At 38.4% G+C, this 19,422-nt stretch carries 7 protein-coding genes, 1 tRNA gene and 4 pseudogenes; 6 read left to right on the top strand and 6 right to left on the bottom strand.

Annotated features, from left to right (window positions below; all coding sequences use genetic code 11):
* Nucleotides 1-51 precede the first annotated feature (51 nt).
* A pseudogene (gene lpxB / locus JCM17102_RS26780) lies at nucleotides 52-1,187 on the top strand (lipid-A-disaccharide synthase).
* A 91-nt stretch (nucleotides 1,188-1,278) separates the two neighbouring features.
* A complete protein-coding gene (locus tag JCM17102_RS08345) occupies nucleotides 1,279-2,049 on the top strand; it encodes a NigD1/NigD2 family lipoprotein (protein WP_025074775.1) in 771 nt (256 codons plus the stop codon).
* Between the two features lie 92 nt (nucleotides 2,050-2,141).
* Here JCM17102_RS08345 and JCM17102_RS08340 read toward each other — a convergent pair whose 3' ends face one another.
* From JCM17102_RS08340 to rsfS, 3 genes and pseudogenes are all read right to left on the bottom strand, one after another.
* Complete coding sequence (locus tag JCM17102_RS08340) at nucleotides 2,142-2,984, bottom strand: phosphatidate cytidylyltransferase (protein WP_025074774.1); 843 nt, start codon at nucleotides 2,982-2,984, stop codon at nucleotides 2,142-2,144.
* A gap of 14 nt (nucleotides 2,985-2,998) precedes the next feature.
* Nucleotides 2,999-5,056, bottom strand: coding sequence for an ATP-dependent zinc metalloprotease FtsH (gene ftsH / locus JCM17102_RS08335; RefSeq protein WP_025074773.1), 2,058 nt, complete (start codon nucleotides 5,054-5,056; stop codon nucleotides 2,999-3,001).
* Between the two features lie 9 nt (nucleotides 5,057-5,065).
* A pseudogene (gene rsfS / locus JCM17102_RS26775) lies at nucleotides 5,066-5,424 on the bottom strand (ribosome silencing factor).
* 261 nt (nucleotides 5,425-5,685) lie between these two features.
* Here rsfS and JCM17102_RS08325 point away from each other — a divergent pair.
* Nucleotides 5,686-5,756, top strand: a tRNA-Gln gene (locus JCM17102_RS08325).
* Between the two features lie 329 nt (nucleotides 5,757-6,085).
* Here the strand turns inward: JCM17102_RS08325 and JCM17102_RS08320 are convergent.
* From JCM17102_RS08320 to rsmA, 3 genes and pseudogenes are all read right to left on the bottom strand, one after another.
* On the bottom strand, nucleotides 6,086-7,933 hold the full coding sequence (locus tag JCM17102_RS08320; RefSeq protein WP_025074772.1) for a DUF349 domain-containing protein: 1,848 nt from the start codon (nucleotides 7,931-7,933) through the stop codon (nucleotides 6,086-6,088).
* 85 nt (nucleotides 7,934-8,018) lie between these two features.
* Nucleotides 8,019-9,359, bottom strand: coding sequence for a magnesium transporter (gene mgtE, locus JCM17102_RS08315; RefSeq protein WP_025074771.1), 1,341 nt, complete (start codon nucleotides 9,357-9,359; stop codon nucleotides 8,019-8,021).
* A gap of 26 nt (nucleotides 9,360-9,385) precedes the next feature.
* A pseudogene (gene rsmA / locus JCM17102_RS26770) lies at nucleotides 9,386-10,196 on the bottom strand (16S rRNA (adenine(1518)-N(6)/adenine(1519)-N(6))-dimethyltransferase RsmA).
* Between the two features lie 70 nt (nucleotides 10,197-10,266).
* Here rsmA and JCM17102_RS08305 point away from each other — a divergent pair.
* From JCM17102_RS08305 to JCM17102_RS08290, 3 genes and pseudogenes are all read left to right on the top strand, one after another.
* Complete coding sequence (locus JCM17102_RS08305) at nucleotides 10,267-11,253, top strand: lysylphosphatidylglycerol synthase transmembrane domain-containing protein (RefSeq protein WP_025074770.1); 987 nt, start codon at nucleotides 10,267-10,269, stop codon at nucleotides 11,251-11,253.
* A gap of 21 nt (nucleotides 11,254-11,274) precedes the next feature.
* Nucleotides 11,275-12,729: pseudogene (locus JCM17102_RS26765) on the top strand (aminoacyl-histidine dipeptidase).
* A 639-nt stretch (nucleotides 12,730-13,368) separates the two neighbouring features.
* Nucleotides 13,369-19,065, top strand: coding sequence for an alpha-2-macroglobulin family protein (locus JCM17102_RS08290; protein ID WP_025074769.1), 5,697 nt, complete (start codon nucleotides 13,369-13,371; stop codon nucleotides 19,063-19,065).
* Nucleotides 19,066-19,422: the final 357 nt, after the last annotated feature.

Genomic DNA, 19,422 nt, shown 5'->3' with positions numbered 1-19,422 from the left:
TCATTGTTTGTTTTTCATTGTTCGTTCTTCAATTTATTAATTAATTGTTCCATGAAATATTATCTGATTGTTGGTGAAGCTTCTGGTGATTTACATGCTTCGCATTTGATGTCTGCTTTGAAAACAGAAGATCTGCAGGCAGACTTTCGTTTTTTCGGAGGAGACTGATGGCTGCTGCTGGAGGGACAATGGTGAAGCACTATAAAGAACTGGCATACATGGGATTTATTCCAGTGTTACTTCATTTGCGTACTATTTTTGCAAATATGAAACGTTGTAAGGAGGATATTGTGGCTTGGAATCCAGATGTAGTGATATTGGTAGACTATCCGGGATTTAATCTCAATATTGCCAAGTTCGTTCATGCGCAAACACGGATTCCGGTTTATTATTTTATTTCTCCGAAAATCTGGGCTTGGAAGGAATACCGTATTAAGAATATTAAGAGGGATGTGGATGAACTCTTTTCCATACTTCCCTTTGAAGTGGAGTTTTTTGAGGATAAACACCAATACCCAATTCATTATGTAGGAAATCCTACAATGGATGAGGTGACTGCATATCAGGAAGCTAATCCTAAAAACTTTCGGGAGTTTATTACCGATAATAACTTGGAGGATAAACCTATTATTGCTTTGTTGGCAGGCAGCAGAAAGCAGGAAATTAAGGATAACTTACCGGATATGTTGAAAGCTGTTTCTGGTTTTCCAAATTATCAGGTTGTTTTGGCGGGTGCACCAAGTATTTTGCCGGAATATTATAAACAGTATATAGGACAAGCGAAAGTGAAGATTGTTTTTGAACAAACCTATCGTCTTTTACAACATGCGGAAGTTGCATTAGTTACTTCCGGAACCGCAACACTTGAAACTGCATTGTTTCGTGTTCCTCAAGTTGTTTGTTATTATACTCCTATAGGAAGGGTGATTTCATTTCTACGTCGTCATATATTGAAAGTGAAATATATTTCATTAGTCAATTTGATTGCAGACCGAGAGGTTGTGAAAGAGTTGGTAGCTGATACGATGACAGTTGGAAATATGCAGCAGGAATTAAAGAACATTCTTGAAGATTCAGAATATAGGAAAACTATGCTTGCAGGATATACATACGTGGCAGAACGGCTAGGTCCTGCAGGAGCTTCTAAACAAGCAGCACGTGAAATGCTGAGGATTTTGAAAAAATAACTTTCTTTTTCTGAATAAACGTAAAGCCGGCGCAGTAATTGCCCGGCTTTTTTATTTATAAAACAAAAGATTAATTAAGAAAAGAACTAATATGAAAAAAAATAATTGGATTTTAGGTTTGTTGTTGCTGGCATTAGTGCCTATGCTGCAATCGTGTGATGATGATGATTATTATTCTATCGGTGATTTTAGTTGGGACTGGGCAACGGTTCATGCTACCGGTGGTGGCGGTTTTTATTTGGAAGGTGACCGTTGGGGAATTATTGATCCGGTTACCACCGCAATTCCTTGGTATCGACCAGTGGATGGAAAACGTGTGGTTGCAGTTTTTAATCCTTTAGTTGACACTAAGGACGGAGTACAAGTACAGATGAAAGGTATTAATGAAGTGCTGACTAAAGAAGTGGAGGAAATGACCGCAGAGAATGAGGAAGAATTCGGTAATGATCCTATTTTGATTTATCAAGGAGATATGTGGCTTGGAGGAAAGTTCCTGAATATTATCTTCAATCAGAATATTCCTTTTTCTAAAAAACATCGTATTAGTTTAGTTCAAAATAAGATAGAAGCGCCCGAAACTCAAAGTGTGGATGAAGATGGCTACGTGCATCTGGAACTACGTTATAACACTTATGATGATGTGACAAATGATTGGGGCTGGGGACGAGTGTCTTATAATCTGGAAGAGTTTTATCCTACTGAAGAGGACGAAAATGCGGAACCTGAAATGAAAGGTTTTAAGGTTAAGATAAATTCAAAGGAGAATGGAGAAGGTGTAATTGTAGTTCTTGACTTTGAACATCCAGTAGGCGTGCCCGATAAATCAAAAGAAGTACATACTGTTTCTTCTATGTTACAATAGTGATGTTTTGATGTGTTAGTGTGTAAAAGACCGGGAGTTTTCTGATTAGAATAACTTCCGGTCTTTTCCTTGTACTATTCTCTTGAAATAAATTAAAGTAAAGTTAGCACATATAGATAAACGACCGCTGCGGGAATTGCCATTAAAGAACTGTCAAAACGATCAAGCAACCCTCCATGGCCAGGAAGAATTGTACCGGAATCTTTTACATGAAGCTGACGTTTCAGTAACGATTCAGTTAAGTCTCCCCAAGTTCCAAATATAACAACAGTCAATGCCAAACCTGCCCATTCCCACATAGATAAAAATGGGAAATAGTGTGCAAGTATAAAAGAGGCTCCAATAGCAACTACTCCACCTCCGATTGAGCCTTCCCATGATTTTTTAGGTGAAATACGTTCAAAAAGTCGATGTTTTCCGATTAATGAACCGATACAGTAAGCTCCGGTATCATTTAACCAAAGAAAAATAAAAATCGATAATGGCAATATCGGGTTATAACTTACACTGCTATATTCAGGATCTGTATGGAATGCCAAAATATTCAGTAGGGCAAAAGGCAATCCGATGTATAGCTGGCTAAGCATAGAATATGCCCAGTTAAGTAACGGATTTTCCTTTTTCAGATATAGTTCACTAATCATCAGGTAGAGTAGTAGTACTATATATGGAATGAATATCTTTGAATCAGCTGTATTGATACAGAATGCCATGATTGCAAGAAAAAGATAAGCTCCACCTAACATGGTGATGAACTTATTAACATTGGCTCCTTCTGCACGGTTATTTATCAGTTGTCCATATTCAAAAATAGTCAATGAACTGATCACAACAAATAAAATACCAAAACTTAATGTTCCCGAAAGGATACATCCTACCAGAATAGCTACAAAGAGAATTCCGGTAACGGTCCGTTTTATAAAATTACTATTCAACGTCTTTCGTGTTATTAGTTATTAGATTCAGCCTTTTTTTCTTCCGCAGTATTTTCGGCTTCTTCTTCTTTAATTTCTTTTTCTTCTTCTTCCACTTCTTTGGCTAGCTTTCTTTCAGCTTCGGCTGCTGCCTGGCTTTCTTTTGCTGCCATTATCTCTTCAGAGCGGGAAGCCCATGGGCGTTTACCAAAGATACGTTCAACATCTTCAGCGAAAATCACTTCTTTATCAATTAACAGCTGAGCTAATTCGTTATGACCTTCTTTGTGCTCTGATAGAATTTGTTTGGCGCGTTCATATTGCTCATTCACCATCTTCTTAACCTCTTCGTCAATTAACTCTGCTGTTTTTTCGCTATAAGGGCGGTTGAAAGAATAATCGTCATTATTGTAATAACACAAATTAGGCAATTTCTCACTCATTCCCAGATAAGCAATCATACCGTATGCCTGTTTAGTCACTCTTTCCAAATCATTCATAGCACCTGTGGAAATACGGCCGATAAATAAATCTTCAGCAGCACGACCTCCTAAGGTTGCACACATTTCGTCCAACATTTGCTCTTTGGTCGTAATCTGGCGTTCTTCAGGTAAATACCAGGCGGCGCCTAATGCACGTCCACGGGGAACAATGGTCACTTTGATCAAAGGATTTGCATATTCCAATAACCAGGAAATAGATGCGTGTCCTGCTTCATGCAAAGCAATAGAACGGCGCTCTGCTTCGGTAGTAATTTTAGTTTTCTTTTCCAGCCCACCGATGATACGGTCTACAGCATCCAAAAAATCTTGTTTACCTACGAATTTCTTACCATGACGGGCAGCGATCAATGCGGCTTCATTACAAACATTTGCAATATCTGCACCAGAGAACCCCGGAGTTTGACGTGCCAGCAAATCTACATCAACAGTATCGTCTATTTTGATAGGGCGTAAATGTACACCGAATACTTCCTTGCGTTCGTTCAAATCAGGCAAATCCACATGTATCTGGCGGTCGAAACGTCCGGCACGAAGTAATGCTTTATCCAATACATCTACACGATTGGTAGCAGCCAGGATGATAACACCACTGTTAGAACCGAAACCGTCCATTTCCGTCAGAAGTTGATTTAACGTGTTTTCGCGTTCATCATTTCCTCCCATAGCAGGGTTTTTGCCACGGGCACGTCCAACGGCATCAATTTCATCAATAAAGACAATACAAGGAGCTTTCTCTTTTGCCTGTTTGAATAGGTCGCGTACACGAGAAGCACCTACACCGACAAACATTTCGACAAAGTCGGAGCCCGCAAGAGAGAAGAAAGGTACATTTGCTTCACCGGCAACGGCTTTTGCAAGCAATGTTTTACCAGTTCCCGGAGGGCCTACCAATAAAGCGCCTTTAGGTATTTTACCTCCCAAGTCTGTATATTTCTGAGGTTCTTTCAAGAACTCAACAATCTCTTCAACTTCTTGTTTTGCTTCAGACAGACCTGCTACATCTTTAAATGTTATTTTAATAGCACCACCCTTTTCAAAGAGTTGTGCCTTTGATTTACCAACATTGAATACGCCGCCGGCACCACCATTAGCACCTCCGCTCATTCGGCGCATAAAGAATATCCACAAAGCAATTAATAAAACAAGTGGCAATATACTAGTCAGAATTGTTGGAAGAAGATCCGACTTATGTGGGTAACTATATGTCCCGTCGAAATGTCCGGCTTCTTTTTCAGCATTCAAAAACTCATCCAGTTTATCATCTGATGGTCCACTAGTAATTACAATGGGTGTTTTGCCAACCTGACTGGAGTCTGCACCAAATACGGCACCTACTGCACTAGGCTTGATATAGGCTTCGATAGACTTCCCTTCGTTTTGGCTTATGACTTTGTTGATGTATCCATTCTGCACATATTTCTGAAATGTACTGTAATCAACCTCTTTGCTACCTACTCCTCCATAATTACTACTCACATAGAGTGCAATAAGCATAAGAGCGATAAACATATACATCCAGTTCAAATTGAACTTGGGCATATTAACCTTGTTATTGTTAGGTTTGTTATTATTAGCGTTGTTATTGTCCATAATCGTAAATTAGTCAAGATCGGGAATTTGGGTAAGTTTGGCATCAGCCAGAGATGTTCAAGATTATAGAAAGTTCTAGTTTCGGGTAGAAAAACATGTACTAATACATCAGCGTAATCCATAGCCACCCATTCTGCATTACGTAGACCATCAACAGCGCAAGGTTTGCAGTTTGCGCCTTTACGTGCAAATTCTTTGATTGAATCTACGATGGCATTAACTTGACTTGGGGAGTTTCCCTGACAAATAATGAAGTATTTACAGATAGTATCTTCTATATTAGTTAAATCGGCAATAATAATATTTTTACCTTTCTTTTCTTGAATTCCCTCTTTTATTTTTTCAATTAATATCTTTGTCTCGTTCATTCTTAAGATTGAAATTAATAATTCATGTTCTCTTTTGGTTTATAACAAAAAAGGATTCTCCTTTGTTTCAGTTTATAAACGTGATATCTTTGACAAATATACGTTGATTTATTGGATACAAGAAAGTTATGACATAATTTTTGTGTTTTTTAGTGTAGATTCTGCTGTTCAGAATGATAATTTGAAGTTTTTGCAAAAAATATTGGAATTGTTTGGATTTCACGAAAACTTTGTATCTTTGCACCCGCAAAACAGAAGTATTGGGCTATGGTGTAATGGTAACACTACAGATTCTGGTCCTGTCATTCCAAGTTCGAATCTTGGTAGCCCAACAGAAAAATTACTCTTTACAGATGAAACCTACTAGATAAATTCTTCTAGTAGGTTTTTTGCATTTTAAGATTCGGAATTTAAGTAAGTTTGAAAATGAGATTAAATAAATTCAGAATTGGTGATTACCTGTATTTTAAACTGTCTAGAAACATAAACTAAGTCTTTTAGGTATAAGAACATAGAGACATAAGAAGAAAAATTAGTTAGTATAAAAGAGGTGATATAGAAATATGTTCTTTTGTTCTGATATCTAAAGTAGATTCAAAAAAACAGGTTTGACTGTCTGAGGACAACTAAACCTGTTTTTATTCTTAATGAAGGATCATTATTATTCTTTCAATGACTCATCAATAACTTTAATTTTTTGTAAAACTAGCTCTAAGTCAGCTTTCAATTTATCAACTTTACGGTTGAGTTCGGTTAGTAAACTGCTTCCTTTTTTAGATGTAGAAGTCAGGAACCCTAAGTTGTTTTCGTAAGTTTGAAGTTCATTCTTCATGTTTTCATAAGTACGTGTAAGCCTTTCACGTTCTCTATAAAGAGATTGTGGACCATTTTCCTGAATATTATTGATATTCAAACGGAAATTACTTAGCTTCTTGTTTGATGCACTGATGTTGAAACGATCGAATAGTTGGTCAATCAATCCATGATATTGCTTATACAACTTATCTTTTTCTTTGAACGGAACATGTCCGATCGTATTCCATTCTTTCATCAGTTCACGCACTAAAGTACTGGCTTCGTCCATCTCCATATTTTCGTCAATGGAAGAAAGTTTTTCAATTAGTGCTTTCTTTTTCTCCATGTTTTCTATTTCAACGGAACGTTGTGAAGAAGTAGCTTTGTTCTTTTGCTCAAAGAAATAGTCACAAGCAGAGATGAAACGTTTCCAAATAGCATCCGAATACTTCTTAGCTACCGGTCCGATAGTTTTCCATTCTTTCTGAAGTTTGGTCAAAGCATCTGCTGTAGCTTTCCAATCGGTACTGTCTTTCAAGGCTTCTGCTTTCTCACAAAGAGCTTTTTTCTTTTCAAGATTCTCGTTCATTCCTTCTTTCAGGCTTTTGAAAAAGTCTCCTTTCTTTTTGAAGAAGTCATCGCAGGCATGACGGAAACGTTCGAAGATCTTCACATTCATCTTTTGCGGTGCAAAACCGATGGTTTTCCATTTGTTTTGTAAAGCGATTACCTCTTGAGTTTTGTTTTCCCAAGCGGAGAATGTTTTCAGTTCATCGTATTCGATTGCTTCTACAATCTCACAGATTACAGTTTTTTGGTCCAGATTATGTTGCTCAGCTTCTTTTAATGATTCAAAATGCTGTTGATGACGACGGTTTACAGCTGTAGAAGCAGCCTTGAAGCGATTCCATATCTCATCTCGCAATTCTTTGGCTACCGGACCTGTATCACGGAATTCCTGGTGCAACTTCTGAAGTTGGTGGAAGGCAGAAACTACATCTTCTTCATTGGCTAACTTTTCAGCAGCTTCGCAAAGATGAGTCTTGATTTCCAGATTTTTTTTGAAATCATATTCACGAAATTCGTTGTTCAGTTTTAGTAGGTCATAGAACTTCTCTACATATAACTGATAGTTTTTCCACAGTTCATTAACTTTTCCTTGTGGAACAAGTTTAGTCTCATTCCATTGTTGTTGAAGCTTCTTGAACTCTGTATATGATTTGTTGGCGTCATCTCCTGATTCTACCAATTCTTTCAGTTCTTCGATAATGGAAAGTTTAACCTGCAGATTTTCTTCCTTCTGGCGTTCAAGCTCGGCAGCCTGTATGCTTCTTTTCTCTTTGATAGCTCCCATCAGCCGCTTGAACTCATTTTCTTCCGAGTCTTCTTGAGGAACGAAATCTTCTAGAGTACCGCCATTCTCAATAAACTGTTTTTTGGCAGTTTCCATCTCGGCATTATGTAACTTGTAGAATGATTGTTTCAGATTATCGATCTCTTGCTTATTAGCATTGTCTGCATCTTGAGCAAGCTCTTTCAACCGCTTCAATATCTCTTCCTTAGAGGGAAATTTAGATGTTGTTTCAGGTTGAACTTCGGTAGTAAAATCCTCAGCCGGAGTTTCCGTAATTTCTTCAGAAACCTCGACAGTTTTCTTTTCTTCTTCTAATTCCCCTTGATTCAGAGGTAGATTAGTGTCATGAGCGTCCATCATTGTATATTAGTTTTGGGTCACAAATTAATGAAATAAAACGATTACTTCATACTATTTTGCTTGTTTTTTTTTATTTATCTTGTTTTTATGATAATAAAACCGTAATTCCCATGTAAAGCATCATTCCAATGATGTCATTTGTGATGGCTATAAACGGTCCTGTCGCAATGGCCGGATCAATTTTGAATTTCTCAAGCGTCATTGGGACTAATGTTCCAAAAATTGAAGCAAACATTACTACAGCGAATAAACTAATTGATACAGAATAGGTGACTGTGGCTGTTGCTCCGAAACGGATAAAATTATAAGTATATACCAATAGGGAAATGATGGTTGCATTGATAAGTGCTACCACTGATTCCTTAGTAATTTGTTTGAATGTATTTTTAGCATCCAGAGAGCTGTTAGCCAAACCCTGTACGATGATAGCGGAAGATTGGGTACCAACATTTCCTCCCGTACCACCAATAAGTGGAATGTATAATGCCATTTCCGGATGCGCTGCAAATGTGGAATCAAAATTTCCCAATATCATAGAGTTACCGATTCCACCCAGCATACCGATTAGTAACCATGGCAGACGTGCCGTTGTCTGGCGAAGTACATTATCATCTGTTTCTACGTCCTGTGAAAGACCGGATGCTAATTGGTAATCACGTTCCGATTGTTCACGAACTTCATCCATGACGTCATCGACCGTAATTTGTCCAACCAGACGGCCTATACTATCAATGACGGGAATAGCTACCAAGTCATATTTTTCAATAGCTTGTACCACTTCATCAATGGGAGTATCCACGTGTACTGATATAGGGTCTTTTTGCATCACGTGTTTTACTTTTGATACAGAAGGAGAAGTGATCATTTTTTTTAGCGGGAAAATACCTCTCAGTCGTTCATCATCATCAATAACATATACATAATATATTTCGTCCAATTCTTCTGCCTGTTGTCGCATCTCTTTCAGACATTCGGGCATACTCCAGTTCTCATTGACCAGCACCATTTCCGTACCCATTAAACCACCGGCTGTGTTTTCATCGTATTTCAGCAGATCAACGATGTCCCCGGCCTGTTCAATGTCTTCGATGTGTGAAAGTACTTCTTCCTGTTTGTCTTCGTCAAGTTCGCGCATCAGGTCTACGGCATCATCCGTATCCATATAGTCTACGAATCGTTTGGCGATCGTTTCGGAAGGAAGAATTTCGAGGAACTCTTTACGAACATCCTCATCCATTTCAACAAGTACATCGGCGGCGGTTTCGTTATCTAATAAACGATAAATAAATCGGGCTTCTTCCGGATTCAGGTCGTTACATAATTCAGCGATGTCGGCAGGGTGAAGATCGATTAAGAGTTCTTTTACCTTGTCAGCGTCCTTTTGTTCAATAAGATGTTTTACATTATCTATATATTCCTCATTCATATCAATCAAGAATTAAAAATGGAGAATTAAGAATTTGCTTCCGGAGTGTTTGATGCTTTTAAAGCAGCTTCCACCCGATTGGTCAGCTTGATGAATTCTTCTACTGATAGTTGTTCAGGACGTTTGTTGAATACTACATCTTCCGTCAAAGGACAATCTTTGCCAAGAATTGGTTTGATGGAATTACGTAATGTCTTACGTCGCTGATTGAAAGTTGTTTTCACTACTTGCTTGAATAGTTTTTCATTGCATCCCAACTCTTTTGTTTCGTTACGAGTCATGCAGATGACTGCACTTTTTACTTTAGGAGGTGGATTAAATACATGTTCACTTACAGTAAATAAATATTCTACTTTATACCAAGCCTGTATCAATACGCTTAGGATACCGTATGTTTTACTACCCGGTCCCGCAGCAATTCGTTCTGCTACTTCTTTTTGAATCATTCCTGTACAACAGGGAATGATATCTTTGTTGTCCAGCATCTTAAAAAAAATCTGGCTGGAAATGTTGTAAGGGTAATTACCTGTCAATACAAAAGGTTGTCCATCGAAAAGTCGGTGCAAATTCATTTTCAAGAAATCGTCTTCAATGATATGGTCTTCTAATGACGGATAAGCCTCGCGAAGGTAAGCCACCGATTCATAGTCTACTTCCACTACTTTTAGTGGACGATCTTTCTTCACCAGAAACTGTGTCAATACTCCCATACCCGGCCCTACTTCCAGAATAGGTAATTTGGGGAAAGTATCAACCGTATTGGCAATATCCTGGGCAACTTTCAGATCCTTTAGAAAGTGCTGTCCGAGAAACTTTTTTAGGCTTTACTAATTTCATTTACCAACTAAATAATTACTTTTGCAGCTGACAAAGGTAATTCTTTTAAATGAAGAATAAAGAATTAAGGATGAAGAAACTATTAAAAAAGACACTAGAACTGGTATTACCAATTGTTTTAGGTGGCTTTATTCTATATTGGGTTTATCGAGACTTTGATTTTGCAGAGGCTAAAGAGGTCTTGTTGCATGATACGAACTGGTGGTGGATGCTCTTTTCCTTAGTGTTTGGTGTATTTGCACAGATATTTCGGGGTTGGCGATGGAGACAGACTTTGGAGCCTTTGGATGCTTTTCCTAAAAAGAGTGATTGTGTAAATGCTGTTTTTATATCCTATGCGGCTAGTCTGGTAATTCCTCGAATAGGAGAAGTGAGTCGTTGCGGGGTATTGGCAAAGTATGATAATGTTTCCTTTGCTAAATCATTGGGTACAGTTGTTACGGAAAGACTTGTCGATACTCTGACAATTCTTTTGATTACGGGAATTACTGTTTTGTTGCAAATGCCTATATTTGTTACATTTCTACATGATACAGGAACAAAGATCCCTTCTTTACTTCATCTTCTCACTTCTGTATGGTTCTATATCGTTCTCTTTTGTTTTATTGGGGTGGCAGTGCTTTTTTATGCGTTACGAAAAACTCTCTTTTTTTATGAACGGGTAAAAGGTTTTGTTCTGAATATTTGGGAAGGTGTGATGTCTTTAAAAGGAGTGCGTAATATTCCTCTCTTTATATTTTATACATTAGCCATTTGGGTGTGCTACTTTCTTCATTTCTACTTCACATTCTACTGTTTCTCATTTACTGCTCATTTGGGGATCATGGCGGCCTTGGTCATGTTTGTCGGTGGTACGTTTGCTGTAATTGTTCCTACTCCTAATGGGGCAGGACCATGGCACTTTGCTATCATTTCGATGATGATGCTTTATGGAGTAAATGTAACAGATGCGGGAATATTTGCTCTGATTGTGCACGGGATTCAAACCTTTTTAGTAGTTTTGTTGGGCATATATGGTTTGGTAGCCTTACCGCTTACCAATAGACAGCGAAAGTAATCACTTAATAAATTATTTGTTATGAGTACAATTCTTTCTTTAGCTCCGCAGAATGTGTGGAAGCATTTTTATTCATTGACTCAGATTCCTCGTCCATCGGGACACATGGAAAAGATCACTGAATTTTTAATCAACTTTGGGAAAGGTTTGGGATTAGAATCCTTTGTAGATGAAGCTGGAAACGTAATCATTCGTAAACCAGCAACTCCGGGAATGGAAAACCGGAAGGGTGTGATTCTACAGGCGCATATGGATATGTTCCACAAAAGAATAATGATACAGTACACGACTTTGAAAAAGATCCTATTGAAACTTATATTGACGGTGACTGGGTGAAAGCGAAAGGCACGACTTTGGTGCTGACGACGGACTTGGGGTAGCAGCTATTATGGCTGTATTGGAATCGAAAGATTTGAAACATGGCCCGTTGGAAGCTTTGATTACCAAAGATGAAGAAACTGGTATGTACGGTGCTTTCGGATTGAAACCGGGAACATTGAACGGAGAAATTTTGTTGAATCTTGATTCTGAAGATGAGGGAGAATTGTATATTGGTTGTGCAGGCGGCATGGATGTTACTGCTACTTTAGAATATAAAGAAGTAGCTCCTGAAGAAGGAGATATTGCTATACAAGTAACCTTGAAAGGTTTGCGTGGCGGACATTCCGGATTGGAAATTAATCAAGGTCGTGCGAATGCAAACAAACTACTGGTTCGTTTCTTACGTGAAGCTGTAGCTTCTTATGAACCCGTTTGGCAAGTTGGGAAGGCGGTAATATGCGCAATGCCATTCCTCGTGAAGCGCATGCAGTTATTACAATTCCCGCAGAGAATGAAGAAGAACTTCTTGGCTTGGTGAAGTATTGTGAGGATCTTTTCAATGAAGAATTTTCTGCAATTGAAACACCTATCAGCTTTAAGGCTGAACGGGTAGAGCTTCCCGGTGGTGAAGTACCTGAAGAAATCCAGGATAATTTGATTGACGCTATTTTTGCTTGTCAGAATGGGGTAACACGTATGATTCCAACAGTGCCTGACACAGTGGAAACTTCTTCCAATCTGGCTATTATTACCATTGGTGGAGGGAAGGCTGAGATTAAGATTCTTGCCCGTAGTTCCAGTGATAGTATGAAAGAGTATTTAACTACAAGTCTCGAATCTTGTTTTTCTATGGCAGGAATGAAGGTGGAAATGACGGGAGGATATTCCGGTTGGCAACCAGATATTAATTCACCGATACTTCATGCCATGAAAACTTCTTATAAGCAACAGTTTGGTGTAGAGCCTGCTGTGAAAGTAATCCATGCTGGTTTGGAATGTGGCATCATTGGTGCTATTATTCCGGGATTAGATATGATTTCTTTTGGACCTACCTTGCGATCACCGCACTCACCGGATGAGAGAGCCTATATTCCGACTGTGCAAAAGTTCTATGATTTTCTTGTAGCTACTTTGGAGCAGACACCGATCAAATAATTCTTTATTATATTATCCTATTTATATAAAATAGGTATAGAAGATAAAAAGGCGCAGATAATATACTTTCTGCGTCTTTTATCGTATATGTACTATCAGCTTTGTTGTAATTCAATTCAACCTCTTGGTTACTAATCCGGTTGATGCAAATCAAGAAATATGCTATAAAATATAAACATGTCTCATTTTGATGTTCAAGGTATAAACAAAGGCTCTGCTTCTCGTGTTGAGGAACATATTAGAAAGGATAACAAGATGAAAAGGTCAAGAGACTATTCAAAATCATCAGTAGGACTGATGTAATTATTGGTGGATAAGTTGTTTTCAAGACTTTCTTATTCAGAGATTCACTCTTTCGCTTTTTAGGAATTAGTAATTTTATAAGGTTTAAAGATTATGGCAGAGAAAATGAATTCTTTATTTATAAAAATCATCACCGAAATAGGTCGTAATGAATTATTTCAATGGGGATATATAATTGAACAGTGAGATAAGGTTAAATAAGTAATCTTTGAGTGAGGATACGTTTTGCGAACGTGATCCTCATTTTTTAGGATAAAAAGTATAAAACATTAAACTTTATTTCCTTACTTTGTTTATTTATAGGTTAGTTATCTATTGAATTAAAAAGAAAAGATTATGAAAATAGGCCGGATTGGTATGATCATGTTGCTATGTTTGGGATATATTTCAGGCATATATGCGCAGACTTTCGACAAATTGTGGAAGCAAGTGGAACAGGCTGAGAAGAAAAGCCTACCGGAGACTGTGATAAAGCTGACAGATGAAATCTATCGGAAAGGTGAAATGGAGAAGAACTCTCCACAAATGCTGAAAGCCTATATGTGGCGCATGAAGTATCGGGAGAGAATTACTCCTGATAGTTTTTATGTTAGTCTTAAAGGACTTGAAGAATGGGTAAAATATGCAGATAAACCCATGGATCGTGCTATTCTACATTCACTACTGGCCGGAATTTATGCGGATTATGCAGCAAGAAATCAATGGTCCCTTCGACAGCAAACAGATATTGTAGGAGTGGTTCCTGTCGATATGCTCAATTGGACAGCGAATATATTTGTGGATACAATACAAACTCATATCCAGAAAGCGATGTCCGATTCGGTATTATTGCTTAAAACCTCTTCACGTACCTACATCCCTTTTGTAGAATTGGGCGAAACGAGTGAATATTATCATCATGATATGTATCATTTGTTGGCTTCCCGTAGCATTGAAGCTTTGTTGAGAGTGCAGTATCTGGATAAGCAGAAGAATGTAAAACAACATATTTCCAGACTTTATGATAATATGCTTTCTGCCTATCGGGAGAAGGGGGATAAGGAGAGTTATGTGCTGACTTCTTTGAAATTTCTGAGATGGAAATACGAATCGAATTATTCATTTTATCCTGTGATAGATAAAGCGGCTCCTTATGTGCTAGCAGAAGATCCGTATATTATAGACTTGAATAAATTGGCTACTGATTATAAAACGTTGGATATTTGTGCCGAAGTGTTGTTGGCAAAAGCTAATTTAATCCTTGAAAGGCAACAACCACTTTCTGCATTGAAGGTTTGTGAAGAAGCTATTCGCTTGTATCCTGATTACCGTAGGATCAATGCATTGAAGAATCTGCGAGAAGAAATTCTGGCTCCTTTTTTATCTGTCAGTACGGTGAAAACTGCTTTTCCGGACCAAGAGATGAAGATCAAAGTTTCACATAAAAACCTGGATGGTTTTACTATCCGCATTTATCGGGAAAAGAAGTTTGTATCAGAACAACATTATTCAGTGATACGACCGGAGAATTATCAGTCTCAAGATACAACTTTCATTTTCAAAGCTCCGGGAGTAGGGAAATATGTGATGCGTATTGTTCCTGATGTCCGTGCTAAAAAAGAAATAGAGAAAGAGTTTAATGTTACCCATTTTTATGTTTTGACTAGTGAATTACCCAAAGAACAATTCGAAGTCATAACACTGGATGCACGAACAGGGCACCCTATTTCAAATGCGCAGGTTACTCTTTACAGTAATAAGGATGTAGCTTTGCAGATGTTTACGACGAATGAAGAAGGGAAAGCTATATTCCCTTGGAAGTCTGATTATAGTTATCTGATAGCTACTAAAGGGGATGATACTTTTATGGAGAAGAAAGATATTAGAGGTGGTTTTTTCAGCTCTCCTGATATGAACGAAACGACGGAGAAGGTTATTTTATTAACCGATCGTTCTCTATATCGTCCCGGACAAACAGTCTATGTGAAAGGTATTGCATATGTATCTGAACTGGGTGTTGCTCATGTGCTTTCTGATAGAGAATATACAGTCTCCCTACAAGATAACAATAATCAAGAGGTAGGCAAACGGACTTTGCGTACCAATGAGTTTGGTTCGTTTACAACAAGCTTTACCTTGCCTTTGGCTTGCTTGAATGGAGACTTCCAACTGAAAACTCCGGTCGGAAATGCTAGTATTCGCGTGGAAGAGTATAAGCGTCCGACATTTGATATTACTTTTGAGAAACAGGAAGGAGATTATCAGTTGGGAAACAAAGCAGAGATAAAAGGGAAGGTTCAGTCTTATAGTGGTGTACTTTTACGAGATCTTCCGGTGAAATATACCATCAAACGTTCAGCTTACAGTTTCTGGCAGTTGAGAATGAATGACCAGATAGCATCCGGTGAAGTGACAACAGGTGCTGATGGAGTATTTACAATACCGGTACAATTGGAAGGTGATACGCTATACAATAACGGTAAGGGAAATTACTTTAGTTATTTGATAGAAGTAACCGTTACAAATGCCGCAGGTGAGACACAGACATCTACGAAGGTTATTTCTGCAGGAGATACTTTCTTGTATTTGAGAACATATTTAATGCCGAAAACATGTAAGGATGATCCAATCAAACTCAATTTTTATGCTTCTAACCAAGGTCAGCTTGCTGATGTAAAAGTTACCTATCGTTTGTATCGTGCCAAAGATAAGTCGATGAAGCAATTGGAAAATACACCGGTTATTACCGGAACCGTTGCTTCTAATAAAGAAATATTCCTCGACTGGAAGGATGTTCCTTCCGGGCCCTATGTATTGAAGATATCGGCAGAAGACAGTCTGGGTAGAAAAGGAAGTGCGGAAACTAGTACAATTCTTTATTCTGTCCATGATAAACGGCCGCCTATTCTGACTCCGGACTGGTATTTTAAGACTAACACTGAGTTTGACGCTACCCATCCGGCTGTATTCTATTTTGGTACATCAGAGAAAGATGTTTGTGTGATGGTTGATGTATTCAGCAACGAGGCATTGCTGGAAAGTAAGGTGTTGCATTTGTCTGATTCCATTGCTCGATTTGAATTTCCTTATCAGGCAAGTTATGGTGATGGAATTGCTATAAATATATATATGGTAAGAGATGGACAAGTCTATCAAGAAATAGTTCGGTTGTCGAAACGTTTATTGGATGAAAAACTGAATATGAAATGGGATGTATTCCGTGATAAATTACGTCCCGGGCAAACAGAAGAATGGAAACTGACAATTAAGAATCCTCAAGGAAAAGGTGCGGATGCTGAGATGCTTGCAACGATGTATGACGCTTCTTTGGATAAAATATGGAAGCAGAGGCAGACATTCAATGTGTTCCATTATCGGAATCTTCCACATATAAGTTGGATGGGTGATTTTACTTCTTCTATTTGGTTTGATTATGAGTGGGATAAAAAACTGTTCAAAGTACCTTTATTCGAATATGATCACTTTGTGATAGAACCATTCTCATCAATTCCAGCGGTAGCGGGGCAAGGCGTTGAGGAATTCTGGATAAGAGGAATCGCATCTCCATCACAACAGAACAGAGCTAAATTCTCACAGAAAAATACACGAATGGTTCTGGAAGAATCGGTTGTGACTCCTCGAACCAGCGATTTAAAGGATGATCTCGCAGGAAATGTTCCGGCGATTTTTCAGGAAAAGGGAGAAACCATCTCTCCGGTAACTGATAATATTCGTACCAATCTTGCTGAAACAGCATTCTTCTATCCTCAACTTCGTACCAATGAGCAAGGAGAGGTCTCTTTCTCATTTACTATGCCTGAGAGTTTGACTCGTTGGAATTTCCGTGGATATTCGCATACAAAGGATATGATGTTAGGAACATTGGATGGAGAAGCTGTAACCAGCAAAGAATTTATGTTGGTTCCCAATCTTCCTCGTTTTGTGCGTGTAGGAGATCAAACTTCTGTTGCAGCTTCTATTTCTAATATGACAGGAAAAGTGCAATCGGGAACGGTCAGCATGATTCTCTTTGATCCGATGACGGATAAGGTCATAAGTACTCGGAAACAAGAATTTAAAGTCGAGGCGGGAGTGACAATTGGTGTAAGTTTCCGGTTCACTGTAGACGATAAATATAGTATCTTAGGTTGCCGCATGGTAGCTGATAGCGGAACGTTTAGTGATGGTGAACAGCAATTGATTCCGGTACTTAGTAATAAAGAACATTTGATTGAAACCCTTCCAATGCCTATAGGTGGAGAGGAGACTCGCACTTTCTCACTTGATAGTCTTTTCAATCACCATAGTGCAACGGCTACAGACCGTAAGCTGACGATTGAATTTACGGGTAATCCGTCCTGGTATGCTATTCAGGCATTACCTTCATTGAGTCTTCCGACCAATGATAATGCTATTTCCTGGGCGAATGCATACTATGCAAATACATTGGCTGCTTACATCATGAATAGTCATCCTCGTATCAAAGCTGTATTCGATAGCTGGAAATTGCAGGGGGGGACGAAAGAAGCGTTCCTTAGTAATCTGCAAAAGAACCAGGAAGTGAAGAATATTCTTCTTTCCGAATCACCTTGGATACTTGAAGCGCAAACGGAAGAACAACAGAAAGAACGTATTGCTACCCTGTTTGATCTGAATAATATTCTCAGCAATAACTCTGCTGCTTTGAGGAGGCTACAAAATTTGCAAAATGGTGATGGAACATGGTCTTGGTATAAAGGCATGAACGGAAGTTTGTATGTCACTACCTATATCATGGAATTATACGCTCGCTTGTTTATGCTAACAGGAGATAAACCGACAGAATTAGCTTTAGCGATGCAGCAAGATGCTTTCATCTATCTTCATAAATCAGCTTTAGAAGAATACAAAGCTACTCTCGAGGCACAGAAAGCAGGAATGAAAATGACAGGACTTTCAGGCAATATGCTGGACTATTTGTATCTGATTGCAATTTCAGACGAAAAAGTTCCTGACGTCAACAAGGCTGCTTATGATTATTTCCTGTCCAGAGTGGGGGGATTGCTTCCATCTTCTTCAATGAAGATTAAAGCTCTTGCAGCTGTCGTGCTTGATAAAGCAGGACGTAAGAAAGAAGCGCAAGAGTTCATTGCCTCTTTGAAAGAGCATTTGACAAAGACAGATGGACAAGGTATGTCTTTTGCTTTCAATGAAAATCCGTTTGATTGGGGTAACATGAAGATTCAAACTCATGTGGATGTGATGGAGGCGCTGGAACTCATTGGCGGTAATGAAGCAATTGTAGAAGAAATGAAGCTTTGGTTATTGACACAGAAGCAAACTCAACAATGGAAATCTTCGGTAGCCAGTGTTGATGCGATTTATGCATTGCTGATGAAAGGAATTAACCTTCTCGATAATCAAGGAGATGTCCGGATAACAATAGCTAACGAAGTGTTGGAAACGATTTCTCCGAGCAAAACCACTGTCCCGGGATTGGGATACATTAAGCGTTCGTTTACTCAAAAGAACGTGGTTGATGCCCGTACTATTAAGGTACAAAAGCGAGATCAGGGTATTGCATGGGGAGCAGCTTATGCCGAGTATGAATCACCGATTCGTGACGTGAAGCAACAGGGCGGAGCGTTGAATGTAGAGAAACGATTGTATGTGGAACGCATTGTTAATAACGTAGCTCAGTTGCAGCCTGTTACAGAAAAGACCAACCTTCAGGTAGGTGATAAAGTAGTTTCCCGTTTGAGTATTCGTGTAGATCGTCCGATGGACTTTGTACAGTTGAAAGATCAACATGGCGCATGTTTCGAACCGGTTAGCAATATCTCCGGATATCGTTGGGATGATGGCATTGGCTATTATGTCGATATCAAAGATGCTTCTATCAATTTCTTCTTTGATCATTTGGGAAAAGGAACCTATGTACTGGAATATAGTTATTATGTCAGTCGTGAAGGAACTTATGAAACTGGTTTGGCTACTATACAATGTGCATATGCACCGGAGTATGCTTCACATTCTGCTTCAATGAGGGTGGTAGTGCCTTCTTTTGAGAAATAGAGTTGCTATAGTTTTTTTCAACTTGTAAAGTGAGGATAATGCTTATGAGTGTTATCCTCACTTTTTATATATCATAGAATGTGTAGTCTTTTGTCACTATCATGACTATATCTTTAAAGGATGTTCATTAATAAACAAGTTACTGTCTATTAGTGATAAACCTTCCGCTCCCTAATGATAATCTTCCTTTTAATTGGGGTTAAACTATAAATGAAACTTTTGTTTTTATAGATTTCTCTTAATCAAAAGTAAGTTTACTCTTAATCAAAAAGAAGTTTATAATAGGACAAGAATGACTTTTCTACTAATATGTGACAACCAATAACCTATTTAAACAGAATGAAGAATCAAAATAAA

Source organism: Bacteroides faecichinchillae JCM 17102, assembly GCF_000614145.1.
In the GTDB taxonomy this organism is placed as follows: domain Bacteria; phylum Bacteroidota; class Bacteroidia; order Bacteroidales; family Bacteroidaceae; genus Bacteroides; species Bacteroides faecichinchillae.
Note: the sequence above shows the minus strand (reverse complement) of the source record. Positions and strands in the feature narration are given on the sequence as shown.

Excerpts from the sequence above, each read along its gene's own strand:
- JCM17102_RS08345 (WP_025074775.1), top strand. The coding sequence starts at position 1,279 with ATGAAAAAAAATAATTGGATTTTAGGTTTGTTGTTGCTGGCATTAGTG.
- ftsH (WP_025074773.1), bottom strand. The coding sequence starts at position 5,056 with ATGGACAATAACAACGCTAATAATAACAAACCTAACAATAACAAGGTT.
- JCM17102_RS08320 (WP_025074772.1), bottom strand. The coding sequence starts at position 7,933 with ATGATGGACGCTCATGACACTAATCTACCTCTGAATCAAGGGGAATTA.
- mgtE (WP_025074771.1), bottom strand. The coding sequence starts at position 9,359 with ATGAATGAGGAATATATAGATAATGTAAAACATCTTATTGAACAAAAG.
- JCM17102_RS08305 (WP_025074770.1), top strand. The coding sequence starts at position 10,267 with ATGAAGAAACTATTAAAAAAGACACTAGAACTGGTATTACCAATTGTT.
- JCM17102_RS08290 (WP_025074769.1), top strand. The coding sequence starts at position 13,369 with ATGAAAATAGGCCGGATTGGTATGATCATGTTGCTATGTTTGGGATAT.